Source organism: Thiomicrospira sp. ALE5 (assembly GCF_900112445.1).
Taxonomy (GTDB): domain Bacteria; phylum Pseudomonadota; class Gammaproteobacteria; order Thiomicrospirales; family Thiomicrospiraceae; genus Thiomicrospira.
Genome location: NZ_FOYY01000004.1, coordinates 201,442 through 224,622 on the forward strand (window position 1 = coordinate 201,442; position 23,181 = coordinate 224,622).

The following is a 23,181-nucleotide window of genomic DNA, read 5'->3' on the forward strand; positions in this document are numbered from 1 at the left end:
AGCAACCAAAATAATAAAACATCGCTTAACGCAGCCATAACAACTGACCAAGATGCAAACATGGAATTACCCATTGCATTGGACTCTGCGAGCGAACAACCTAGGTATCCCTCAACACTTTATTTGATTCCCATCAAAGACCGACCATTTTTTCCAGGTCAAACCCTACCCGTTGTGTTAAATAAAAAAGCTTGGCTTAAAACCTTCAACGCGATTCAAAAGTCTTCTTATGCGGACTTTGTGGGTGTCGTCTATGTGGATAACGACGATCATCAAAATGCTGAACCAGAAGAGTTTCGCAGAATCGGTACGCTGGTCAAAATGACCGATATTAAAACCAAAGACGACTACATACAGTTTATAGCGGAAGGGATTTGTCGCTTTCAGATTGAAACGTGGGTTAACGAAAAAAGCCCCTATGCTAGCCAAGTTTCCTATCCAAGCGACATCAAAACTGGCACACCAAAAGAATACAAAGCCTATGGCTTAGCAATCATGAATGCCTTTAGAGAACTATTGCCACTTAATCCGCTATACAGTGAAGAATTGCGATTTTTTCTTAACCGCTATAACCCTGAAGACCCGCAGCAACTGGCCGACTTTGCCGCCGCTATCACGACGGCTAAAGCAGAATCACTACAGGACGTTCTTGAAACCCTCGACTTAGTAGAACGCCTCGAAAAGGTGCTGGCACTCTTTAAACATGAAATTGATGTGACCCGTTTACAATTCAGCATTCGCGAGCGCGTAGAAGAAAACATGTCAGAACATCAAAAACAGTTTTTTTTGCGTCAACAACTCAAAGAAATTCAAAAAGAACTTGGCATTCAACAAGACAGCCACAGCGAAGACATCGAGCGGTTTGAGGAGCGCCTTGAGGCACTCAACATTGCTGATGAGCCCGCACAAAAAATACTTGATGAAATTAACAAACTCCGCAACCTAGATCAGCAGTCATCTGAATACAGTGTAACTCGCAACTGGCTTGATTGGGCGACACAACTTCCTTGGCAACATGCCAGCCATGATAAGCTGGACTTAAAGCGTGCCGAACGGTTATTAAACCGTGCCCACTATGGCTTAGATGATGTAAAAGAACGCATTTTAGAGTTTTTAGCTTTATCACAAATTCGCGGCAAGGTTGCTGGTTCAATTATTTGCTTTGTTGGTCCACCAGGCGTTGGGAAAACCTCTATTGGAAAAAGTATTGCAGAGGCACTCGGTCGCCAATTTTTTCGCTTTTCTGTGGGTGGTATGCGAGATGAAGCGGAGATTAAAGGTCACCGCCGCACTTATATCGGCGCGCTGCCAGGCAAATTCATTCAGGCGCTAAAAGAGTGAAAAACCGCCAATCCCGTTATCCTGATTGATGAAATTGACAAGATGGGTGCGTCATACCAAGGCGATCCGGCATCTGCTTTACTTGAAGTGTTAGATCCTGAACAAAACCACCAATTCTTGGATCATTTTTTAGACCTTCGCGTTGATTTGTCACAGGTGCTCTTTATCTGTACCGCTAACCAACTTGATACGATACCCACTCCTTTGCTTGACCGGATGGAGGTCATTCGATTAAGTGGTTACATCACTGAAGAGAAAACAGCCATTGCAAGCAAATATTTATGGCCGAGTTTGCTAAAAGAAGCGGGACTAAACAAACAAGCCGTGCAACTTAACAAACCCACCGTTGTAAAAGTAATTGAAGAATATGCTCGCGAAGCCGGCGTACGCAACCTTAAAAAACAACTCGCTAAGTTGCTGCGCAAAGCCGCAATGAAGCGCGTCAAAGAGCCAGACCTACCGGTTAAGATCAATACCAAAAATTTAGCAAGTTTTTTAGGGCCAGCACTGTTCAATGAACATCGAGATAGCGGTGAGATAGGCACCGTTACGGGATTAGCATGGACTTCAATGGGCGGCGCCACACTCAACATTGAAGCATCAAGAGTGCATGGTCACGGACACGGTATCAAACTTTCTGGCCAGCTTGGTAAGGTGATGCAAGAATCAGCAGAACTAGCCTACAGCTTCGTGCAAAGCCGCGCCAAACAACTCAACATTAGCGACGACTTTTTTGAAAATACCCAAGTGCATCTGCATGTTCCTGATGGCGCCACACCTAAAGATGGCCCCAGTGCGGGGATTACCATGGCCTGTGCACTCGTATCACTCGCTACACAGCAAGCCATCCAACATGACCTCGCTATGACCGGTGAACTCAGCTTGGTAGGCAGAGTGATGCCTGTTGGTGGCATTCGAGAAAAGTTAGTTGCAGCAAAACGTGCGAAAATATTTGAAGTCATCCTACCGGCACAAAATCAACGCGACGTGGCAGAATTACCCGATTATCTCGTTGCCGACATGACTATCCATTACGTCAAACATTTTGATGAGGTCGCATCGCTTTGCTTTATGCTATCTTAAAGTATCGCTAAATCTAGGGTCGGGTAAGCTCTTCAGCTAATAACCAGCCCCTAGACCCATCAGCAAATGCGAGGGTTTTAGTAAAACTAATCGACTGATTTACAGTAAAGCGATTAGGCAAGGTTTCAATGACTTGCCTGACCCCTTGTTGATCAAATGCTGAAGGGCGCCCTTCAGCGTCCGCTTGCTGAATATGATTAATTAGTTGCTGCTCGTCTAATTGACTGGTTACAAAATATTCAACCACGGCAATATAACGATCTGAGGCTTCGTGAAACTGGCTCACAATGCGAACTCTATCAATTGGGAAATGCGGTTGCATTGCTAGCTGGTCATGCCAATAGCGTTTAGCCATTACTTCTACCGCCAGATTAGATGGTTGGCTTTTTAAACAACCTGTTACCAATAAACTTGTTACCAGTAAACTAAACCAAGCAAACTTTCTCATTTTTTTGCCCCAACTTTAGTTAATAATTGTCTAGTCTATCAATTAATTCAGTTAATCAACATACTCTTGTGTATTGATATTTGATAAGATGTTGTGTTGATTATTTTAGATTAATTAAAAAAGGTGTGACAATCGTTATGACGCAAGATGAATTAAAACAACTCGTTGCACAAGCCGCCATTGAGTATGTCGTTCCAGAAACTATTATTGGTGTAGGAACAGGCTCTACTGCCAACTTTTTCATTGATGAGCTTGCCAAAATCAAACATACCATTGAAGGTACCGTAGCGAGTTCAGAAGCATCAGCCGCACGTTTGCGTGAACACGGCATTCCAGTTTTAGATTTAAACAGTGTAAGTGAAATTTCTGTTTACATCGATGGTGCCGATGAAGCTGATCCTGGCCTACATTTAACTAAAGGTGGTGGTGGTGCATTGACCCGCGAAAAAATTGTACTTGCCGTTGCTCAAAAGTTTGTTTGCATAGCTGATGAAAGTAAAAAGGTAGCCCATCTTGGTAAATTTCCATTACCCATTGAGGTGATTCCGATGGCAAGAAGCTATGTTGCCCGCGAAATTGTCAAACGCTTTGGTGGTGAACCCGTATTGCGCGATGGCTTTACCACTGACAACGGAAATATCATCCTAGATGTGCATGGGTTAAAGATTACCGATCCAGTTGCACTCGAAACCGAAATTAATCAAATAGTCGGTGTCGTTACCAACGGTTTATTTGCTTGCCGCAAAGCAGATATTTTCTTGTGTGGCGGTAAAAATGGCGTTGAAACACTGCTTGCAAATTAACTGACTAGGAATAGTTTATTAGGAGCTTGGAAATGAAAAATCTCCCTGTTGTATCGCTTGGTGTTCTAGTAGCTATACTGATTGGCTTCTTAGGCTACTTTACAATTTCTGGCGGAGAAAAAGCGCCTGCTGTCACCGTTACAGCGAGTGATGGCCAGACGATAAATCTTAATTTACCTAAAAAACCCGTGTTAGTTAATTTCTGGGCTACTTCTTGTCCAAGCTGTATTACCAAAATGCCCGAACTCGCAAAACTGAAGGAAGAGTACGGTGATAGGTTTGAATTGTTAGCCATTTCAATGGACTATGACCCACCACAGCACGTCGCTAACTTTATTGCCGCCAACCCTTACCCTTTTAACTTCATTCAAGACACAGATGGGGCGCTAAGTGAAGCTTTTGGCAATATTCGTCTTACGCCAACCACTTTTTTAATTGCACCTAATGGCAATATTGTATATCGCAAAATTGGTGATGCTGACATGGACTTCCTGCACACCCGCATCGATCAACTAAGCCCACAATTTAACTAAGAGTAGGTAACAATGAAAAAACTAATCAAACCTTTATTATTAGCCTCTATGGTTTCATTTAGCATCGCCCAGCCAGCAAAAGCCGTTGACCTTGATGATCTAACAGCCGTTCTTCAAGACTACATGGAAATGGCCGCCTTTGGTGATGGTGTGATTACCGCAGATCAACTTCGTGCCATGATGAACGAACAAGAAATATTTATTATCGACGCGCGTATGGAACAAGACTATAACCAAAGCCATATACCCGGTGCAGTTAATATTGATTGGCGCTTTGTTCTCAGTGAACTAGATCAGATACCTGATGATAAGATGGTCGTTGTTTATTGTGATACCGGTATTCTATCGTCTAAAGCTCACATGGCTCTGCGTTTGGTTGGCTACGATCAAGCACGCGTATTATTTAACGGTTATGGCTCATGGTCTGAATAAGTTTTAAAGGAAATTATGTCACGTTCTCACGATTTATTTATTGCAGCACAAAAGCATATCCCTGGTGGTGTTAACTCACCTGTCCGCGCTTTCAAGAGCGTTGGAGGGGATCCAGTATTTTTTAAAGCCGCGAAAGGCGCTTACTTAACCGACGAAGATGAAAAGCAATATATTGACTATGTTGGATCCTGGGGGCCTGCCATTTTAGGACATGCGCATCCTGATGTTATTGCAGCGGTACAACGTCAAGCCGAATTTGGGTTAAGCTTTGGTGCTCCAACAGTTATGGAAACCACTATGGCCGATCTCGTTTGCGAATTAATACCGAGCATCGAAATGGTCAGAATGGTCAGCTCTGGCACAGAAGCAACCATGACTGCTATACGCCTAGCACGTGGCTACACAGGTCGCGACAAAATTGTTAAATTTGAGGGTTGTTACCATGGCCACTCAGATTCACTACTTGTTAAAGCAGGCTCAGGCGCATTAACGCTGGGCGTACCCTCCTCACCAGGGGTACCTGATTCACTTGCTAACCATACGCTGACGCTGACGCACAACGATGCCGATGAAGTACGCAAAGTATTTAGTGAAATCGGCGACCAAATTGCCTGCATTATTGTGGAGCCAGTTGCGGGTAATATGAATTGTATCCTGCCAGAACCAGGCTTCTTAGAAACATTGCGTGAAGTTTGTGATGAGCATGGTAGTGTGCTGATTTTTGATGAAGTCATGTGTGGTTTTAGAGTGGGTTTACAGGGTGCTCAAGGCCGCTATGGTGTTCAGGCCGACTTAACGACTTACGGTAAGGTTATCGGTGGTGGCATGCCTGTTGGTGCTTTTGGCGGTAAAAAAGAGATCATGAGTCATATTGCGCCCTTGGGCCCGGTCTATCAAGCGGGTACCCTATCAGGCAACCCAATAGCTATGGCCGCAGGTCTTACCACCCTTCACATGCTAAAAGAGCCTGGCTTTTACGATCAACTAGAAGCAAAAACACTTCAACTTGTGCAAGGGCTTCAACAGGCCGCTGACAAGCATAACATCCCCTTTACCACTAACCATGCTGGCGGCATGTTTGGCTTTTTCTTTAGTGAAGAAAAAGCCATCAGCCGATTTGCTCAGGTTGCAAAAGGCAACATGGACAGGTTTAAAAAGTTTTACCATGGCATGTTACATGAGGGCGTCTATTTGGCTCCTTCAGCGTATGAAGCTGGCTTTATTTCAATCATGCATTCTGATGATGATATCGCTGCAACAATTGATGCCGCCGACAAAGTCATGGCTAACTTATAAAAGCTGACTAGCACGAGCCTCTCAGCTACCAGCTGCGGAGGCGATCCCCTAAGGCAATTCTTGCGCCTTCACGCTCCCCCACTACTCTCACCACTGCAAACTGACCCGCAAGGCGTTCCACCTCAACAAAACCAGCTGGCTGCGCATCAAAACCAAGGTTTTGACCTTGAAATCGAACTGGCGCCCCATCAATACTATACCAAGCAAGCTGATCACCGACTCTTACCCCAGATTGCTGATGGAGATATACAACTACATCATCGCCTCGAACCTCTAGCACTGGCACATCAAGCGGCAGGCAAGACAGCCAGTCAGTCACACTATCAACTAACTCATTAACAACTTGATCTAGGGCTTTACCTGTTGGCGTCGCCAAAAAAGCGGCTGTACCGACAGGCTTATCGCGTCCAACCCGTGCTGAACCGGCAAACTGAGACCCGCCACGTTGTTGATGACGAATTTGCTGCTGATCCAATTCAACTAAATACCATTCTAATTCAACAAAACGATGATTTGGACGTACCTCAAAATCGTAGCTACGTCTAATATGATTTAAAATCCTGGAATCGGTGTTGTGCGCCGCCATTGAACGTACAACAGTGAATAAGGCAAATTGAGCGCCCGTTTGTTCCTGAATAGGCAACAGCGCTTCAGGGGATAAGTTGGGGGTAATCAGCAGGCCTGGTTGCCGCGTCTGGCCAACATCATAGCTAGCAACATTTTGCCAACCCTGGAGGTGTAACTTACGCAAGATATCAGTTTGCAGGCCATGAACCAAATTAGCAATATCACGTGTTTGTTCGGGAAATTCGACCAGTGGTGGCAGAATAGTTACTCTATTTTGATAGCCCATATCAATAGGTAAATCGCATGATGCCTTTTGCTGATTGCCATTATCCGTTACATCCAGTGCTTCAACACACACGCCCAGTCCTACTCGTAGAACCCCCGTTTCGTCATCCAGCTCTTCGCTTATCACTTGAAAACTGGTTACTCTAGCATTACTGCGAAACCGGCTTTGCTGCTGCGATAATCCCTGACGCATATCGAGTGTTTGGTCAAGCTCAACGGACACCCCAGCCTGCATTACCGCTTGTTCCAGCGCATTACGAATAGCCATTTGACGTACATAGACCAAATCACCTTCGCTCATATTGGCCATGCCTACTACACTTTTTTGACACTGGGCGATCACCATCTGAAAGGGACTCGTCATCAGTAAACAGATGACTAACAAGCTAGCTTTGTTTCGCCAAATCATGATTCAGTTACCTGCTCAATACGTTTTAAAATTTCTTTCGCCAATTCATCCGCATGCCATTTAGATAGGAATCGATTCGCACCAACTTTTTCCGTCAGCTTATCGTTGAAGCCGCCACTCAATGAGGAGTTTAAAATGACGTACAAATCCTTTAAACGATCATCTTTACGAATTTTAGCCGTTAGTGTGTAGCCATCCATTTCCGGCATCTCAATATCAGAAATGACCATTAACACGCGTTCTGCAACGGGTAACCCACTGCCTTGCTCGGCCTCGTCAGCCCAACTCTGTAATAGATCGAGCGCCTTTTTACCATTATTAACAATTTGGTGGCGAACACCCAAGCCACCCAAAATGTTTTTTAATTGAGTCCGAGCGACGGCGGAATCATCGGCACCTAAGATAAAGTATTGCTTACCTTTTAGCTTATCGGCATTTTCAGCAATAAATGGATCTGGGGTGGCAGATACTAGACCAGATACTTCTGATAAGACCTTTTCAACATCCACAATTTCAACAATCTGTTGATTAACACGCGTAATACCGGTTAGGTAACTTACCTGGTGCAACGAATCCGGTGGTGGCAAGATATCTTCCCAGCGCAAATGAATGATACGATCGACATCCTCAACAATAAAACCCTGCACAGAACTGTTGAACTCTGTGACGATCGTTAAGCTTTCAGCGAGCTTTTCGCTTGGCACTTTGGGAAGATCTAATGCTAGAGCCAAATCGATCATCGGCATGGTTTGACCGCGAATATCAGATACACCAATGACTCGATAATCTGCTTTGGGAACGGGCGATATCTCAGGCGTGCGGATAACCTCACGGACTTTAAAGACGTTAATGCCGAACAACTGCTGTCCTTTAATATTAAACAGCAACAGCTCCATACGGTTCATACCGGCAAGAGATGTGCGCTGATCAACACTTTTCAGAAAACTCGACATAGCCAATAGTCCTTATATTACAATTAAACCTAATTATTCCAGTTTAGCACCAATACAACAAGCCACATTTAGATCTAGTCAGATGATAAATAATAAACTGCTTAACAATATGATTAACTCCCACAAACGACTGTTAGGCAGTCTTACATTAGTGTTGAGCTTGATTCTATCTCAAACAACATGGGCACAGAGCAACTCAACCTCAAATCAAGCTAGCCAGCAAGACATGAGCCAAGTCTACCAGGAAGTAGAAGCTCACTTGCTGAGCGCGCTAAAAAACTTTGCTAGCTACCCATTACAAAATATTAAGATTCAAGTCAGACCCCTCCCTGATCGACTTTCATTGGCAGCATGCAATCAGCCTTTGAATATTGAGCATCGTTTGAATAACCGATTTTCACCGCGCACTACGGTTTCTGTGCAGTGTCATGAACCGGTGTGGAGACTTTTTGTTACCGCTGAACTTTATGCCGAAACCCCAGTCGTGGTCGCATCACAACCCATACTGCGTGATGCAATGATTAGTAGCCATGCCGTTAAACTAGAATTGAGACCTCTAGGACAAATACGTAAACAGCATTTACACGACCTTGAACAAGTTGTTGGACACCGTGCCAGAAGACCCATTAGTCCTAATACCTTGATAAGCGTTCAAATGCTTGACCCACCCTATCTCGTTATCAATAACCATGATGTTACAATCATCACACAGATTGGTAGCCTAGAAATTCGCACACCCGGTGTTGCACTCAGTAATGGCTTAGCTCAGGAACAAATCCCTGTTCGAAACACCAGATCTGATAGAATTGTAAATGGGATTGTAGTAGCACCTAACACCGTTTTAGTGCCATAATGAGCAACAAAATTTTGAAAAAGGTCTAAAGTTAAGTAAAAGATTGCCGTTATACAGACTATATAATTTTTAAGGTATAAATGCCATGGATATTAAAACAGTAGCAGCCAGTCTTAATGGCTCAAAACCCATTGACACACGTAGTCAAGAGCGAACACTTGCTGAGCAAAATTCAAAACCTAGCCCAGCTAGCCAACAAACTGACCAAGTTACATTAACAAATGTGTCACAAAAGTTAGCACAAGTGTCTGTTGCATCTGAAACACCGGACGATCGGCAAGCAAAAATTGATCAGATTAAAGCGGCTATTGCTGCTGGAGAGTACCCCATTAATCCAGACAAAATTGCATCAAAATTGATTGAAACCGAACGTATGTTTGCTGGTTTAAATTGATTTCATGCAAAACGCTCCATTTGTTAATTGGCTCGTTGTAGAAAAATTACAACAAGCCATTACCGACTTTAATGATTTATTAACCATCGAGAAGGATGCTCTGTCTCATCAGAAAATTGATGACATAATTCAAGTCGCTGAGCAGAAAAATGCCTCCGTCGAAAAAATTAATACCTTGGTTGCCGAGCTATACCCTTTTTCTTTTGATGATATCAGGCATGCAGCAAACACTTCTAATCAGCTGATATTAATCAACAATGTCTTAACACTATCTGAACAAGCCGCCCAACACAATGAGCGTAATCAAGTATTGTTAGCGACACTTTATAAACTAAACTCACAACTACTTAATCAACTTAATCAACATCAAACTATGCCATTTCAAGGCTACTCGCAGACAGGCCTCCCCAAAAGCAACAATGCCAACCGCTCTTTAGGTAAGGCATAATTTTCTTTAACTTACAGTAATCTTTTTAACGGTGATTGCAAAAAAGTGAGTTGCAGCTAAAATGGAGAAAAATAAATGAGGGATGCTTGATGGAACAAAACAAACGCCAGTTTTTTCGCTTTGATGTAACAATTCCGTGCATCTATCAAGTCATTACGCAAGAAGAGGCGGCTGAAGAACCGCTACCAGAGATACCTGACGCAAAATTTATCGCAAAACACTTTTTGCCCGACTTCACACGGTTGGATGGAGAAATTAGCAATAATATTAGCCTGATCGAAGAAAAATCACCTCTCTTAGCTGAAACACTCAGGCTTTTAAATCGAAAACTTGACACCATTCATGAAAGAGTCCAGTTTTCAAATTTTTCGAGCACCCTTCCGATTAAAGGAATTAATCTCAGCGGTAATGGCATGAAACTCTCCATCAAGGACAAAATAACCACAGCCAACAAGGTTGATGTGATGTTTCAAACTTACCCCGATGTCGACCCTATCTTAACGCGCTGTTCCGTTGTTAATATCTATCAAGAGGATGGGAAGCAAAAAGTATCGCTTTCTTTCGACTCTATTTGTGAAAAACAACAACGTGAAATCGTCTACTTTTTACAAAATAAAGAAATAGAGCTGCTACAAAAATCTAGAATTTAAGCCATCAGCAGGCCTGCTTGCTGCTGCAACCAAGCAATATCCCCAACCACCACAAAATGTGGATTTAGAATATCCTCTGATGGAAAGTAGCGCAGTGGTTGCAATGACATATCTAGCAACGCGCCGCCTGCCGCCTCTACAATAACCTGCGATGCGGCTGTATCCCAATGAGAGGTGGGGCCAAAGCGTGGATAAATATCTGCTTGTCCTGTCGCCACTAAACACGATTTAAGCGCCGACCCCATCGGAAGATACTCGACCCCTTCCTCTTTTAATCGCTCTAGCACGCTATCTAAACGGCGGCCATGCCGACGACTTGCCGTAACCTTGATAGGAGCCTGCACCGGTATCCGCGTGCGCATGGTTTGCAGACGGCCATCTCGCGCCAAGGTCGCATCGCTGCCCTCGTAGGCGCTAAACATTTGATTCGTTACCGGGGCAAAAATAACGCCTAACCGCGCAATGCCATCAACAACCAATGCAATATTGACACAAAACTCATCGGTACGTTCGACAAACTCTTTCGTGCCATCTAACGGATCCACCAACCAAAAGCATGACCAGGCTTGGCGCTGCATAAAAGGCGTATTGGCAAGATTTTCTTCACTGACCACAGGAATAGACGGTGTTAATTTTGCTAATCCCTCACGAATGAGTTGATCGGCCGAGCGATCCGCTTCCGTAACAGGCGAACCGTCTTGCTTCTGCTCGACATAGCAATTGGGACACTGATAAATATCCATAATAACCAGGCCTGCTTGCCTGGCTAGATGACACACACTGGGCAACCAGGCCTGGTAATCTTGATGAGTAGGGGTCACACAATTTTCCCTAAATGAGTTAGAGTTAAGAATAATGCGGCATAGGCACGCCCTTCACTAAATTCTGCTTGCGCCAGCAATTCAGGCCAACGTGCAATAGGCCATTGCAGCGTTTGTAGCGGCTCGGGTTCATCTCCCGCATCAGATACGGAGACATCCAAATATTGCGCTAGCACCAAATGCGTATGGTGATCCATGTAACTGGCCGCAAGACACACCTTATCAAGCAAATGGAGACGACGGGGCCGAAAACCAATTTCCTCTTGGCATTCTCGAACCGCCGCATCTTGCCAGGTTTCACCCGGATCAACTTTGCCCTTTGGAAAGCCTAGCTCATAACGCCCAACACCAGCACTCCATTCACGAATAAGCACAAATGCATCATTGATGATAGGCACCACCAGCACCGCACCGTCACTCTTAGAGACCAAGCGCTCATAGTCTGCCGTCACCCCATTACTAAAACACAAGGACTGCTGCTCAATATTAAACAACCGTGTTTTAAGCAAGGGCTGCGTGGCTATGACTTGAGGACCTTGTAAGGGTTCAATTATTGGTAAATCTAAATTTGCCTTCATGATTTAAACAACCTTGGCCATCCATTCGGCATGCATTCGGTTTAAGTAGTAAAGAAATACCGTTATAATCAGTGCATCATAAATTAAAGCCCGTCATTGAGCAACCAACAGGAGCATTGATGCAACCAGAACACTGGCAACAAATAGATACCGTGTTACTCGATATGGATGGCACGCTGCTTGATTTGCATTTTGACTGGACGTTTTGGATGGACTATTTACCCAAAGCCTATGCCGAACATCATCATCTGCCACTAAAGCAAGCGCAACATACCGTCAGAACCGCTATTGCAGAGCAAACCGGCACACTTAATTGGTATTGTTTAGATTATTGGAGCGAACGTTTTGAGCTGTCTGTTGCGGATTTAAAACAGGATATTAAACATCTCATTCGCGCCCACCCCGATGTGCTCAATTTCCTAGATGCACTGAAAAAAAACCATAAACAGGTGATTATGGTCACCAATGCGCATCGCGATGCCCTGGCCCTAAAGCTAGAAATGACGCAGATTGCCCCCTATTTTGATCAGATGATTTCTGCGCATGATTATCGCTGTCCAAAAGAAGACCCCTCACTCTGGGCTAAAATTCAACAAGATGTGCCCTTTGATCCTGAACGCACACTGTTAATTGATGACAATATTCGCGCACTACAGACCGCCGAATCCTTTGGGATTAAATATTTATTAGCGGCCATTCATGTCAGCCCGCACCTCGACAAAATCGACCCACAAGGCTTTGATTTTTTTGAATTCTTCAGTGAAATCATGCCTCCAACTGCATCACCACAAGGCACGCTATGACCCATAACTGGCAACAGCGGATTAAGCAGGCCTGGCGCAACCCTTGGATTAATAACGGCGTTTGGATTTTAGCCGCTGTGATTATTTATCTGATGCTCCGCCCTTATTTTCAGGGCGATGTAGTGCGTGACCAAGCACCAGATTTTCAAGTATATAGCCTGAGCGGTGACCCCATTAGCCTGAGTGAGTTGCGGGGCGAAGCGGTGCTCATCCACTTTTGGGCCACCTGGTGCCCAATCTGTACCTTTTCACGCGATGGCGTCGAAAATATTGGCCGCGATTACCGAGTATTAAGCATTGCGACCCAGTCGGGCAGCGATGCCGAACTTTTAGCTTATGCACAAGAACATGGCATGAATCCGGCCTGGATCATCAACGACCAAGATGGCCAGCTGTTCCGCCGTTATGGCGCAAAAGCCGTGCCGGCTGATTTTATTATTAACCCTCATGGCGATGTACAATTTGTTGAAGTTGGCGTCACCTCCACCTGGGGCTTGCGTATGCGTCTCTGGTGGGCGCAGCGTTTTAGCAAGCAGACCTCACCTCATCCCGCCTAATGACCCTTTTTGGAATTTAACTAAACCATGGCTTTATTATTTTTACGCGATATTTCCCTTAGTTTTGGTGCCGCTGCACTACTCGATAAAATCCATTTCCAAGTCGACAGCGGCGAACGCGTCTGTATCGTTGGGCGTAACGGTGAAGGCAAATCCACCCTGCTTAAAGTCATCGAAGGCATCCAGCCTGCTGATGATGGCAGTCGCATTGTGCAAGACGGGGTTAAAATCGCCAAATTGCGCCAGGATGTGCCGCATGATATTGAAGGCTCCATTTTTGATGTGGTGGCGCTAGGTTTAGGTGACATAGGCGAAACCCTCAAGGCCTATCACCATGCCGCGCTGGAAGGCGATATGGATCAGCTTGAAAAACTGCAACACAAAATCGAAGCACAAAACGGCTGGGAAATGAATCAACAGGTGGACACGATTTTATCCAAACTCGATCTGCCTGCCGATGACGAATTTTCTGCCCTGTCCGGCGGCATGAAGCGCCGGGTATTATTGGCGCAAGCGCTGGTGCAAAAACCGGATATTCTATTGCTCGACGAGCCGACTAACCATTTGGATATTCCCTCTATTCAATGGCTGGAAGGTTTTATTAAAGGTTTGCGCTGTGCGCTGGTGTTTATCACCCATGACCGGGCTTTTTTACAAGCCCTTGCTACGCGGATTGTCGAGGTTGATCGCGGCCATTTATACAGTTGGGATTGCGATTACGCCACCTATTTAGAACGCAAACAAGCCCAACTTGAATCCGAAGCTAAAACCAATGCCGAGTTTGATAAAAAACTGGCGCAAGAAGAAGTCTGGATACGTCAAGGCATTAAAGCCCGCCGCACCCGCAACGAAGGCCGCGTGCGTGCGCTGGAAAAATTGCGCTTGGAACGTCAGGCGCGTCGTAGTCAACAAGGCAGTGCCAATCTACAGGTCAATGTCGCCGATACCTCCGGCAAAAAGGTCATCGAAATTAAAGACCTCAGTTTTGCTTGGCCAGATAAGGTCATTGTCAAAGACTTCTCCACACTTATTGTGCGTGGTGATAAGGTCGGTCTGATCGGCCCGAACGGCTGTGGTAAATCCACGCTGCTCAAACTGCTGCTCGGCCAAGAAACACCGCAGCAAGGCACTGTTGAACTCGGCACCAATTTACAAATCGCCTATTTTGACCAACACCGCGCCAAACTGAATGAAGAACTATCTGTGGCGGAAAACGTGATGGATTCGAGTGACTATGTCGAAATCAACGGCCAACGTAAACACATTATCGGCTATTTAAGTGATTTCCTATTCGCCCCCGATCGCGCGCGCCAACCGGTCAAATCGCTGTCCGGTGGTGAACGTAACCGTCTGTTATTGGCACAAGTGTTTGCCAAACCGTCCAACTTGCTGATTCTTGACGAACCCACCAACGATCTCGATGTCGAAACCCTTGAGTTGCTTGAAGATCTTTTGCTTAACTATCAAGGCACCGTGCTGATTGTTAGCCATGACCGCGCCTTTTTAAACAATGTAGTGACCAGCTCAATCGTATTTGATGCACCAGGCCTGGTGAATGAATATGTCGGCGGTTATGACGACTGGTTGCGCCAACGCCCGAATCTTGAAACATCAAGTGCCAAAACTAAATCACTCACTAAAAGCGACGCAAAAGTAGACACCAAGCTGGACGACAAGCCCGCCAAAAAACTCAGTTATAAAGACCAGCGCGAATACGACGCCCTGCCCGGCTTGATTGAACAGCTCGAAACCGAACTCGAAGCACTAGGCGCAAAAGTGGCTGACCCGGCGTTTTATCAACAAGACCAAAACGCCATTGACAAAACCCTAGCTAAAATACAACATAAAGAATCCCAACTCGAACAGGCGTTTGAACGCTGGGAAATGTTAGAGAGCCAATTATAAACTTGGCTAATAAGACAAGTTTGCTAGCATGTATTTTTGAGTTCAAAAAAGGAAATCGCCATGGCTGCTATTGAATTTAAAACAACCGCACTGGGTGAACATATTGATATCCCTGAAAAATTTAAGTCCCTTTTTAAGAAGCCGGTCAAAATCACAGTGCGCTTAGACGAAAACAATGAAGCCCAACCTTCACACATCGAGCTGAATTATGCCGAACTTAAAAAGGTTTTTGGCGAGATCAATCTTGACCTAAGCGAGTTTAAATTTGATCGCGAGCAAGCTAATGAGCGCTAAGGCTTTTCTTGATACCAATATCTTGATTTATGCCCTTGATCAGGATCAGATCAAAAAGCAATGTGCGATGCACTTAATTGCACAAGGCCACCATATTTCGATTCAGGTTCTGAACGAGTTTGCTAGTGTATGTTTTAAAAAATTAAAACTACAACCCAATCAAATTCTTTCCATTATTGACCTTCTTGAAAGGATGGCCGATATTTTGGACTTTAATACCCAAACAATACGCCATGCCATCGAACTCAAACAACGCTACAAACTACAGTATTACGATAGTTTAATTGTTGCTACCGCATTGGGCGCAAAATGTGACACCCTCTACTCAGAAGATTTACAGCATGGCCTGATCATTGACAACCAACTTCAAGTTATCAATCCATTTCGGCTAGACTAACTTGTTTGAACATCGAATGTCAGTAATATACAACCACATACGGCAGTTATTTAAACAAGCAGGCCTGCTGGTTATGGTGTTGTTATTTGCGGGTTGTCAGCAAGACGCTTCTGTTGAACCTAGCACACACTCACTTGATCACGCACCAGCACCAGGCCTGGTGCTGGCGGTGCCGCCCTATGAAATGCCATCGCGCATTCAGCAGCGTTTCGAACCCTTGGTGCACTACTTAAGCGAAGTACTAAACCAACCCGTATCGCTCTATATCACCCACAGCTACGAAGACCAGATAAAAAGGTTAGTCAATGGCGAGGTAGATTTAGCCTACATCGGACCAGTATCTTACCTAAAGGCACAAAAAGCGGCTGCAACTGCAGGCCAACCATTGCAACTTATTGCTGCAGAAGCACCATATCGTGCCGCGGTTATTGTTCATGAAAACAGTGATATTACCTATTTACCTGACCTCATCAATCGTTCCATTGCATTTGGATCCTATCACTCCTATAGCGGTCACTTTATTATTCGTCAATTGTTGCGCTTAGATGGTATTTATCTTAACGACCTGCAATTTTATAGTTTTTTAGGACGCCATGAACGCGCAATTATGAGTGTCGTGCATCAAGAGTTTGATGCCGCAGCAACAACTGAAGGTATTGCCCAGCGATTTATTAATAATGGATACCCTATCAAAATTATTCGCACTTCAGAGTTTTTGGCGCCTACGGTCATAGTTGCAAGTGACCAACTGCCAATTACACAACGGGAAAAGCTGATAGAAGCATTACTCTTTAATCCCGCACCAGACCTGGAATTTAACTTTTATGATGTTGCAGATGAAGAATTTGTCGAAGTGGCGCGCATCCTTCATAAACTAGAACGTTAGAAACCACACCTCTTGCACAATGCAACACCTATTGCATTTCACACCCCTATCAAAAACACCAAAACTCATAAATAACCTAAAAATCAATAACTTATAAATTGGCACATTTATTTCTAAGTAAGTGCCATCGTTACACGACGATTAATAATAATTAAAAATTAGCAATAGCTGCAATTAAGGCTAACTAAAAGAGGGTTTTACCATGAAATTAAGAGCAACAGCTATGGCGAGCGCCGTCGCCGCAATTTTAGCTTCACCCCTAGCCATCGCTGATGATGTACATAAGGTTTTTGGACAAGTCAATATTTCGGTGGATAGCACCTCAGTCAGTGGCAAGGGTTTAAGTGCGGGGCAAAAAGATGGCTCTGCCGCATTTGTTGGTCGTAATAAAGGCACGGGCTTTAAGTCGAATGCTTCACGTATTGGTTTGATGGGCAATATGGCGACTAATCTCGGTGATGCGCGCCTAACCTATGTTGCCGAACTTGAATACACCACAGTGGGTGATGCAGGCTCAAAAGATGATTCGCAAGTTTTTGGTCGCGAAGCCACTGTTGGCTTAAATAGCAAAACTTATGGTTTTATCCGCATGGGACGTTTAACCCCGATGTACAAAGCCAACTATGCCGCCATTGACCCTTGGACAGACCATGTTTTACAAGCGCGTGCTGGTGGCCAACAGGGCGCTTCAAGCTTAAATGCCAACTATTTTAATAACGCGATTGAGTACCGCTCACCTAACTTCAATGGTATTAGCTTTAGCGGTTTTTACTCCATAATGCATGATAAGTCTGATCAAAGAATGCATAACGCTGGGGCTATGGCTCGTTACCTTGGTGGCAATGCATCTGGTGTAGGTATTCGTTATATGAAAGACGGAATTCGCCTTGCATTAGACACGATTAATATTGACGCTGATACCATCGCTCCTGGTGGAGTAGGCGGCGTCAATGTTAAAAACGGCAACGCTAACAAACTGACAGCTGAATATAAGACAAAGCAATATGCGCTAGCAGCACATTATGAAGATGCCACCGGTATTAACCAAGGCACCAATATTTTTGCTGTAGGTAGTTATTACCTTGGCCACTCTACTTTTACAGCGAGTTATGGTGTTAACCAAGGTGACTCAAAAAACACCTTTGGTACAAAAGACGCTACAACCATGGGGGTAGGTTACAAATACAAACTCAACCAGCGCTCAGATATTATCGCAGGCTACACAGTGCATGAGCGCGATAACAACGCAGGCTTAAGCCGCCAAGCGAGCACCTTTACCGTCGGGATTGACGCGAAATTTGGTTATTAAATAACCCGCTGCTAAGGCTTGCAAACTTTGCAACTGCAATGTTGAATGCTGTTTTTACCGGGGCGATGCTCCGGTCTTTTTTTAAGTCGAATTTATAGAGGCACACTTGTATAAAGCCGATTTTGATATACTAAAAAAACATAAATTAAATATAACTAACGGAGAAATACAAAATGAAATTAAATTGGTTTAGCTCAGCTGTGTTGGCCTGTGTAATCAGCGCCCCTGCTTTGGCCGATGTAGTGAAATTTGAAAAGGTCACGGACAATGTCTATGCCTTTATTGGCGAAATCGATGATCGCACCAAAGCCAATCTAGGCCTGAATGCGAATATTGGTTTAGTTGTAACGGATGCCGGTGCGGTTATCATTGATACGGGTGCGGGGCCGCGCTCGGCCGAAGCCATTGCTCAAGCTGCCAAAAAAATCACTGATCAAAAAATCGTTGCCGTGTTTAATACCGGGTCACAAGATCATCGTTGGTTAGGCAATAACTACTTTGCGCAACAAGGTGCGACCATCTATGCGATGGATACCACAGTGGCTACCCAACAAAACATGCTTGATTCAATCTTAAATAGAATTATGGCCGTAGACGACATTTTTCATGATCAAACGCCTGTTCACGCGAGTGAACCCTTAACCGGTAAACACGCCAGTATCACTATTGGTGGCACCACCTTTGAAGTCAAGTACTTTAACGACGCCCATTTCCCTGGTGATGTAGTGATTTGGTTACCCCAGTCAGAAGTCTTATTCAGCGGCGACCATGTCTATGTAGATCGCTTATTGGGTGTTCACCCTCATACGCATGCCGTTAAATGGTTAGACGCCTTTGAGCAGATGATTCAATTGCCGGCAAAATATATTGTGCCAGGGCATGGCGCGGTGTCGGACAAAGCAAAAGTTCAAGCTGAAACTGGTGATTATCTCAAACAACTGGTAGAAGCCATTAAAAAGGTGCAAGAAAACTTTGGTGCACTCGATGAAGTCACCCCTTCTCGTGATTGGTCGCAATTCCAACATTTGCGTCACTTTGATGGCTGGCATGGCCGCAATGTAAGCAATACCTTCATGCGCTTAGAAATGGAGTAATCCACACGCATTTAACAGACAAGGGCGTCAAGTGACAATCAAATTATCTTGGTTAAAACCTAAAACCTTGTCTGGTCAAATAACCCTATATTTAAGTAGTGGACTGGTCATCTTTACCTTGGTGGCCAGCTTAGTCCTCTATCACACGGTTAGCCACGCCATTGAACAAACCCTGAAAGATAAAACCACAGCGCTAGCTGAACAACTTGCAGTGGTTTCACTTGATGCACTACTGATGCGTGACTATGCAATCATCGAGCGCTATGCTGAAGAGGTTGTTAAACAATCACGGGACATCTTATATTTAGAAATAACCAGTCACAACCCAACCAGTTTGGGACCCCAGCTTTTAGCCCAAGCGGGCAAAACAGAATATGCTAACGAGCTAAACCATCATTGGCACAGTCAACAAACGCCGATCCTGTTTATGAATCGACATATAGGTGATATTCAAATGGTTTACTCCACTGATGTCATCAAACATACTTTTTTTCAGATTATGGTGTTTGGCCTTATAGGATTGATAGCATTACTTGCGCTTCAATTTATGATCGTTAAACGTTTATTGGCCAGTCAATTTATTCAACCCCTAATAATGTTGCTCAATCAAAACAGCCTTATCGCTACTGATAAAATAGTCGGAAAATCCTTCACAAAGCAACCACCACAAGAGTTTCAAGCATTAGAGCAACAATTTAAAGATCAACAAACCAAGATTAAAAACTACATTGAGCAATTAGAACAGGCTCATAAAATGTCTAGTGCAATGACCGAACGGTTAAATGATGGCCAGCGTTTAGCAGCTATTGGACAGATGGCTGCAGGATTAGCACACAATCTCAATACACCTCTGGCTACCATTTTAGGTTATGCACAAATGCTTGAAACGAGTGATGATCAAGACACTCAGAAACGTGCTTCGATCATCGCACGCCAAGCACGCATTAGTGCTGAAGTAGTTACAAGCTTACTTAATGCGTCACGCTTACCCAAAGCAGAAATGACCATCACATCACTGCAGCCATTTTTACACCATTTTTGTGCCCTCATTATGCCAATATTGAAGCCAAAAGGCCTTAGATCAATAGAGTTGCCAAAAGTTGATTGCATAGTGAACACAGACCCCGGACTTCTTGAACAGGTGTTGTTTAACCTATTTAACAATGCTGTGGATGCACAGGCCAGCGAAATTAAGTTGAGCTTAACTACCCAAGTTAACCAGGCCTGCCTTGTCATCACCGATAATGGTCACGGTATAGACGATGATTTAAAAGCCACCATCTTTAAAGCATTTGTGACCACCAAACCATCCAATAAAGGCACTGGATTAGGTTTGTATATGGCCAAAACTATGCTATTGACGATGCAAGCAAACATCGAACTAGATAGCTCACATCATGGGCATACTGCCTTTAAACTGACCTTACCACTCAACGAGAAATCCAATATATGATTGAACCACGCTTAAAACCCGTTCTCTTCGTTGTTGAGGATGATCCTGACATGGCTGAGCTGCTTGCCGAATTAGCCAAGACAACAGGTTTTGACACTAAGATATTTTTAACAACCGAACAAGCCAAACAGGCTATTCATCTCAACCCACCTGCGATTGTACTGACTGATTTACGCCTGCCGGATGGTGATGGTCTCAGCGTACTTCATTGCGTCAAACGATCCAGTCTTGACACCTATACAGTTCTTATTACGGGTTACGCCACACTTGATGACGCGATACAAGGTTTTAAGATGGGTTTATATGACCTCATCACGAAGCCTTTTGATATTGCGCAAATGACCGCTTTACTGCAACGATTAATGGAACAAGTTCAACACCGAAAATCGATGTTAAAACTTAAAACGCGCTTAGCACAACTCGACGACCCACAACTTCAGCCTATCTGCCAAAGTCCAAAAATCAAGCAGGTATATCAGCTAGTGCAGCAGGTCTGCCAAATGGATGTGCCGGTGCTGATTGAAGGCGAAACCGGCGTAGGTAAAGGCGTGTTGGCTAAATACATTCACCAGCACAGTCCGCGCGCGCAAGGCGCGTATTTTGAGATTAACTGCGCCGCCGTGCCAGCCAACTTAATTGAATCGGAACTCTTCGGTCACTAAAAAAAGGCGCGTTTACCGGCGCACAAGCCCGCAAACTCGGTCTGCTCGAACTCGCTGACGGTGGCACTTTATTGCTTGATGAAATCAATAGCATGAGCGCGGAGGTACAAGCTAAGCTGCTGCATTTTTTACAAAACCAAACCCTGATTCGGGTGGGTGGACAAACCACTATTCAAGTCGATGTGCGTTTAATTTTTGCCAGCAACCAAAACCTGCAAAGCTTGGTGCAAGCGGGTGATTTTCGCCAAGATTTGTTTTATCGAATTAACGTATTTCCGGTGGTGTTGCCCCCTTTACGTGAAAGGCCGGAGGATATTCAAGCCTTGGCTGAACTTTTTCTCAACCGGTTTAGTCAAAAGTTCAATAAACCCGTGAACAGCTTGAGCGCCGATGCATTGGAACAATTAAAGACCTATGATTGGCCGGGCAATATTCGTGAATTGGAAAATATTATTCAACGCGCGGTGGTGTTAACGCAAAGCGAACAGACTGAAGTCAACCAACTGCCGCAAGAATTACGCCCTGCGCCAAGTCATATTGAATTAGCACCAGGCCTGGTGGTCGCCGAAAATACGCCGCTGGATCAACTGGAAACCCTGTGGATTAACTATACGCTCGAACGCTGTCAGGGCAATAAATCTCAAGCGGCACGCGAACTCGGCATTGATGCCTCCACCCTGCATCGCAAACTGGCAAGGTTAAACTAGCTTTACATATCTGCATAGACAGATATAATGAATATCCATTACGTTACCTATGGATATTGCCATGCAGCCTACCCAAACCACCCCCGAACCCTCCACTGAAACAATGGGCGTGTTCGGACGCTATTTAACTATCTGGGTAGCCTTGGCGATTGTGGCCGGCATTTTACTCGGTCAATATGCGGCCTTTATCCCCGAAACGCTCGCAGGCTTTGAATATGCCAGCGTATCGATTCCGGTAGCTATTTTGATTTGGGGGATGATTTTCCCAATGATGGTGCAAATCGATTTTTCAGCGATTTTAGGGGTTCGCAAACAACCCAAAGGCTTGTTTATCACCACTAGCGTGAACTGGTTGATCAAGCCTTTCACAATGTTTTTAATCAGTTGGTTTTTCCTGATTATTTTATTCAAACCTTTTATCCCCGAAGACCTCGCTTACGAATATTTAGCCGGAGCCATTCTTTTAGGGGCTGCGCCCTGTACTGCAATGGTGTTTGTGTGGAGTTATCTGACCCGTGGGGATGCGGCTTATACCATTGTTCAAGTCGCGCTCAATGACATTATTATGTTGTTCGCTTTTGCGCCGATTGTCATTTTTTTATTAGGTGTCTCCAATATTCAAGTGCCCTGGGATACCGTCGCCTTATCCGTTTTTCTCTATATCGTCGTACCACTGGTTGCCGGCTATCTCACCCGCACCATGATTATTAAACGTAAAGGAAAAATCTGGTTTGACAAGGTGTTTATGCCCGCTATTGGTTCGGTCACGCCAGTCGCCTTAATTATTACACTAGTCCTTCTTTTTGCCTTTCAAGGCGATGTGATTCTTAACAATCCGCTGCATATTGGCTTAATTGCGATACCGCTGATTATCCAAACCATACTCATTTTTGCGTTAGCGTACTATTGGGCGAAAAAATGGCGCGTACCTCATTGCATTGCCGCTCCTGGCGCCATGATTGGTGCCAGTAACTTTTTTGAACTCGCTGTGGCGGCGGCAATCGCACTTTTTGGTCTGCAATCGGGCGCGGCCCTGGCCACCGTTGTAGGGGTGTTAGTTGAGGTACCGCTGATGCTTGCGTTGGTACGTTATGCCAATCGCACTAAAGCGGGATTTGACTTGCAATGTGTTTCTGCTCAGCCAGACAGCAAACAACAGAATAATCACTTCTAGGTAAGAAGGTAGGCTACACAGCTTACCATCAGGCCTGGTTGGAGAA

25 protein-coding genes and 1 pseudogene are annotated in these 23,181 nt (G+C 44.6%); 21 read left to right on the forward strand and 5 right to left on the reverse strand.

Translation table 11 applies throughout. The annotated features are described in order from the left end of the window. Positions 1-60: 60 nt before the first annotated feature. Positions 61-2,424, forward strand: a pseudogene (gene lon, locus BM293_RS10460) (endopeptidase La). A 13-nt stretch (positions 2,425-2,437) separates the two neighbouring features. Here the strand turns inward: lon and BM293_RS07780 are convergent. Beyond that, a complete protein-coding gene (locus BM293_RS07780; RefSeq protein WP_093448192.1) occupies positions 2,438-2,872 on the reverse strand; it encodes a hypothetical protein in 435 nt (144 codons plus the stop codon). Between the two features lie 137 nt (positions 2,873-3,009). Between BM293_RS07780 and rpiA the strand changes: the two genes are divergently transcribed. Genes rpiA through hemL form a run of 4 tightly spaced genes read left to right on the forward strand, consistent with a single transcriptional unit; the run spans position 3,010 to position 5,936 of the window. Further along, complete coding sequence (rpiA, locus tag BM293_RS07785) at positions 3,010-3,675, forward strand: ribose-5-phosphate isomerase RpiA (RefSeq protein WP_093448194.1); 666 nt, start codon at positions 3,010-3,012, stop codon at positions 3,673-3,675. 32 nt (positions 3,676-3,707) lie between these two features. Beyond that, positions 3,708-4,208 carry a TlpA family protein disulfide reductase gene (locus tag BM293_RS07790; RefSeq protein WP_093448195.1) on the forward strand — a complete coding sequence of 167 codons (501 nt, stop codon included), beginning with the start codon at positions 3,708-3,710 and terminating at the stop codon, positions 4,206-4,208. Positions 4,209-4,256: 48 nt separating this feature from the next. Continuing rightward, the gene (locus tag BM293_RS07795) at positions 4,257-4,640 is read left to right on the forward strand and encodes a rhodanese-like domain-containing protein (RefSeq protein WP_234968943.1); all 384 of its coding nucleotides are present in this window, start codon (positions 4,257-4,259) and stop codon (positions 4,638-4,640) included. Positions 4,641-4,655: 15 nt separating this feature from the next. Further along, positions 4,656-5,936, forward strand: coding sequence for a glutamate-1-semialdehyde 2,1-aminomutase (gene hemL / locus BM293_RS07800; RefSeq protein ID WP_093448198.1), 1,281 nt, complete (start codon positions 4,656-4,658; stop codon positions 5,934-5,936). Positions 5,937-5,961: 25 nt separating this feature from the next. On the opposite strand, the gene BM293_RS07805 is transcribed toward hemL, so the two are convergent. Together BM293_RS07805 and BM293_RS07810 are read right to left on the reverse strand one after the other, a co-directional pair. Beyond that, positions 5,962-7,197: a flagellar assembly protein T N-terminal domain-containing protein gene (locus BM293_RS07805; protein WP_093448200.1), complete on the reverse strand. Its 1,236-nt coding sequence runs from the start codon at positions 7,195-7,197 to the stop codon at positions 5,962-5,964. Next, positions 7,194-8,150, reverse strand: coding sequence for a chemotaxis protein (locus BM293_RS07810; protein ID WP_093448201.1), 957 nt, complete (start codon positions 8,148-8,150; stop codon positions 7,194-7,196). Before BM293_RS07810 ends, BM293_RS07805 begins: the two co-directional genes overlap by 4 nt. A gap of 109 nt (positions 8,151-8,259) precedes the next feature. On the opposite strand from BM293_RS07810, the gene flgA reads away from it, so the two are divergent. The 4 genes from flgA (at position 8,260) to BM293_RS07830 (ending at position 10,495) form a co-directional block, all read left to right on the forward strand. Beyond that, entirely contained in the window at positions 8,260-9,003 is a 744-nt protein-coding gene (gene flgA / locus BM293_RS07815) for a flagellar basal body P-ring formation chaperone FlgA (RefSeq protein WP_159428469.1), read from the forward strand. A gap of 85 nt (positions 9,004-9,088) precedes the next feature. Then, complete coding sequence (gene flgM, locus BM293_RS07820; RefSeq protein WP_093448204.1) at positions 9,089-9,397, forward strand: flagellar biosynthesis anti-sigma factor FlgM; 309 nt, start codon at positions 9,089-9,091, stop codon at positions 9,395-9,397. Between the two features lie 4 nt (positions 9,398-9,401). Then, on the forward strand, positions 9,402-9,845 hold the full coding sequence (locus BM293_RS07825) for a hypothetical protein (RefSeq protein WP_093448206.1): 444 nt from the start codon (positions 9,402-9,404) through the stop codon (positions 9,843-9,845). An 89-nt stretch (positions 9,846-9,934) separates the two neighbouring features. Continuing rightward, the gene (locus BM293_RS07830; protein ID WP_093448207.1) at positions 9,935-10,495 is read left to right on the forward strand and encodes a PilZ domain-containing protein; all 561 of its coding nucleotides are present in this window, start codon (positions 9,935-9,937) and stop codon (positions 10,493-10,495) included. On the opposite strand, the gene cysQ is transcribed toward BM293_RS07830, so the two are convergent. Next, a complete protein-coding gene (cysQ, locus tag BM293_RS07835) occupies positions 10,492-11,316 on the reverse strand; it encodes a 3'(2'),5'-bisphosphate nucleotidase CysQ (protein WP_093448209.1) in 825 nt (274 codons plus the stop codon). The genes BM293_RS07830 and cysQ overlap by 4 nt on opposite strands. Continuing rightward, complete coding sequence (nudE, locus tag BM293_RS07840; RefSeq protein ID WP_093448211.1) at positions 11,313-11,894, reverse strand: ADP compounds hydrolase NudE; 582 nt, start codon at positions 11,892-11,894, stop codon at positions 11,313-11,315. The genes cysQ and nudE overlap by 4 nt, the downstream gene beginning before the upstream one ends. Positions 11,895-12,013: 119 nt before the next feature. On the opposite strand from nudE, the gene yrfG reads away from it, so the two are divergent. The 12 genes from yrfG (at position 12,014) to arsB (ending at position 23,135) form a co-directional block, all read left to right on the forward strand. Further along, positions 12,014-12,697: a GMP/IMP nucleotidase gene (gene yrfG / locus BM293_RS07845; protein ID WP_093448212.1), complete on the forward strand. Its 684-nt coding sequence runs from the start codon at positions 12,014-12,016 to the stop codon at positions 12,695-12,697. Further along, complete coding sequence (locus tag BM293_RS07850) at positions 12,694-13,254, forward strand: protein disulfide oxidoreductase (protein ID WP_093448214.1); 561 nt, start codon at positions 12,694-12,696, stop codon at positions 13,252-13,254. The genes yrfG and BM293_RS07850 overlap by 4 nt, the downstream gene beginning before the upstream one ends. A 27-nt stretch (positions 13,255-13,281) precedes the next feature. After that, positions 13,282-15,159: an ATP-binding cassette domain-containing protein gene (locus tag BM293_RS07855; protein ID WP_093448216.1), complete on the forward strand. Its 1,878-nt coding sequence runs from the start codon at positions 13,282-13,284 to the stop codon at positions 15,157-15,159. A gap of 60 nt (positions 15,160-15,219) precedes the next feature. After that, entirely contained in the window at positions 15,220-15,453 is a 234-nt protein-coding gene (locus tag BM293_RS07860) for a hypothetical protein (RefSeq protein WP_093448217.1), read from the forward strand. Then, positions 15,443-15,850 carry a PIN domain-containing protein gene (locus BM293_RS07865; RefSeq protein WP_093448219.1) on the forward strand — a complete coding sequence of 136 codons (408 nt, stop codon included), beginning with the start codon at positions 15,443-15,445 and terminating at the stop codon, positions 15,848-15,850. The genes BM293_RS07860 and BM293_RS07865 overlap by 11 nt, the downstream gene beginning before the upstream one ends. Before the next feature lie 16 nt (positions 15,851-15,866). Continuing rightward, entirely contained in the window at positions 15,867-16,736 is an 870-nt protein-coding gene (locus BM293_RS07870) for a PhnD/SsuA/transferrin family substrate-binding protein (RefSeq protein WP_234968944.1), read from the forward strand. A gap of 202 nt (positions 16,737-16,938) precedes the next feature. Further along, positions 16,939-18,045 (forward strand): porin, encoded by a 1,107-nt coding sequence (locus tag BM293_RS07875; RefSeq protein ID WP_093448222.1) that lies wholly within the window; start codon positions 16,939-16,941, stop codon positions 18,043-18,045. 173 nt (positions 18,046-18,218) lie between these two features. Further along, the gene (locus BM293_RS07880) at positions 18,219-19,139 is read left to right on the forward strand and encodes an MBL fold metallo-hydrolase (protein ID WP_093448223.1); all 921 of its coding nucleotides are present in this window, start codon (positions 18,219-18,221) and stop codon (positions 19,137-19,139) included. Between the two features lie 31 nt (positions 19,140-19,170). After that, positions 19,171-20,592, forward strand: a complete 1,422-nt coding sequence (locus tag BM293_RS07885; protein ID WP_093448225.1) for a sensor histidine kinase — start codon at positions 19,171-19,173, stop codon at positions 20,590-20,592. Next, on the forward strand, positions 20,589-21,254 hold the full coding sequence (locus BM293_RS10405) for a sigma-54-dependent transcriptional regulator (protein ID WP_255360089.1): 666 nt from the start codon (positions 20,589-20,591) through the stop codon (positions 21,252-21,254). The genes BM293_RS07885 and BM293_RS10405 overlap by 4 nt, the downstream gene beginning before the upstream one ends. 41 nt (positions 21,255-21,295) lie before the next feature. Then, positions 21,296-21,961, forward strand: coding sequence for a sigma 54-interacting transcriptional regulator (locus BM293_RS10410; protein ID WP_255360091.1), 666 nt, complete (start codon positions 21,296-21,298; stop codon positions 21,959-21,961). A 49-nt stretch (positions 21,962-22,010) separates the two neighbouring features. Beyond that, positions 22,011-23,135 (forward strand): ACR3 family arsenite efflux transporter, encoded by a 1,125-nt coding sequence (gene arsB, locus BM293_RS07895; protein WP_369793725.1) that lies wholly within the window; start codon positions 22,011-22,013, stop codon positions 23,133-23,135. Positions 23,136-23,181 lie beyond the last annotated feature (46 nt).

What these genes read in the sequence shown, in the direction of transcription:
- flgA (WP_159428469.1), top strand. Translation starts at nt 8,260, where the DNA reads ATGATTAACTCCCACAAACGACTGTTAGGCAGTCTTACATTAGTGTTG.
- BM293_RS07790 (WP_093448195.1), top strand. Translation starts at nt 3,708, where the DNA reads ATGAAAAATCTCCCTGTTGTATCGCTTGGTGTTCTAGTAGCTATACTG.
- rpiA (WP_093448194.1), top strand. Translation starts at nt 3,010, where the DNA reads ATGACGCAAGATGAATTAAAACAACTCGTTGCACAAGCCGCCATTGAG.
- BM293_RS07780 (WP_093448192.1), bottom strand. Translation starts at nt 2,872, where the DNA reads ATGAGAAAGTTTGCTTGGTTTAGTTTACTGGTAACAAGTTTATTGGTA.
- BM293_RS10405 (WP_255360089.1), top strand. Translation starts at nt 20,589, where the DNA reads ATGATTGAACCACGCTTAAAACCCGTTCTCTTCGTTGTTGAGGATGAT.
- BM293_RS07870 (WP_234968944.1), top strand. Translation starts at nt 15,867, where the DNA reads ATGTCAGTAATATACAACCACATACGGCAGTTATTTAAACAAGCAGGC.
- arsB (WP_369793725.1), top strand. Translation starts at nt 22,011, where the DNA reads ATGGATATTGCCATGCAGCCTACCCAAACCACCCCCGAACCCTCCACT.
- BM293_RS07825 (WP_093448206.1), top strand. Translation starts at nt 9,402, where the DNA reads ATGCAAAACGCTCCATTTGTTAATTGGCTCGTTGTAGAAAAATTACAA.
- BM293_RS07830 (WP_093448207.1), top strand. Translation starts at nt 9,935, where the DNA reads ATGGAACAAAACAAACGCCAGTTTTTTCGCTTTGATGTAACAATTCCG.
- BM293_RS07865 (WP_093448219.1), top strand. Translation starts at nt 15,443, where the DNA reads ATGAGCGCTAAGGCTTTTCTTGATACCAATATCTTGATTTATGCCCTT.
- BM293_RS07850 (WP_093448214.1), top strand. Translation starts at nt 12,694, where the DNA reads ATGACCCATAACTGGCAACAGCGGATTAAGCAGGCCTGGCGCAACCCT.
- yrfG (WP_093448212.1), top strand. Translation starts at nt 12,014, where the DNA reads ATGCAACCAGAACACTGGCAACAAATAGATACCGTGTTACTCGATATG.
- BM293_RS07805 (WP_093448200.1), bottom strand. Translation starts at nt 7,197, where the DNA reads ATGATTTGGCGAAACAAAGCTAGCTTGTTAGTCATCTGTTTACTGATG.
- nudE (WP_093448211.1), bottom strand. Translation starts at nt 11,894, where the DNA reads ATGAAGGCAAATTTAGATTTACCAATAATTGAACCCTTACAAGGTCCT.
- BM293_RS07855 (WP_093448216.1), top strand. Translation starts at nt 13,282, where the DNA reads ATGGCTTTATTATTTTTACGCGATATTTCCCTTAGTTTTGGTGCCGCT.
- BM293_RS07810 (WP_093448201.1), bottom strand. Translation starts at nt 8,150, where the DNA reads ATGTCGAGTTTTCTGAAAAGTGTTGATCAGCGCACATCTCTTGCCGGT.
- BM293_RS07860 (WP_093448217.1), top strand. Translation starts at nt 15,220, where the DNA reads ATGGCTGCTATTGAATTTAAAACAACCGCACTGGGTGAACATATTGAT.
- BM293_RS07880 (WP_093448223.1), top strand. Translation starts at nt 18,219, where the DNA reads ATGAAATTAAATTGGTTTAGCTCAGCTGTGTTGGCCTGTGTAATCAGC.
- BM293_RS07795 (WP_234968943.1), top strand. Translation starts at nt 4,257, where the DNA reads ATGGTTTCATTTAGCATCGCCCAGCCAGCAAAAGCCGTTGACCTTGAT.
- flgM (WP_093448204.1), top strand. Translation starts at nt 9,089, where the DNA reads ATGGATATTAAAACAGTAGCAGCCAGTCTTAATGGCTCAAAACCCATT.
- BM293_RS07875 (WP_093448222.1), top strand. Translation starts at nt 16,939, where the DNA reads ATGAAATTAAGAGCAACAGCTATGGCGAGCGCCGTCGCCGCAATTTTA.
- hemL (WP_093448198.1), top strand. Translation starts at nt 4,656, where the DNA reads ATGTCACGTTCTCACGATTTATTTATTGCAGCACAAAAGCATATCCCT.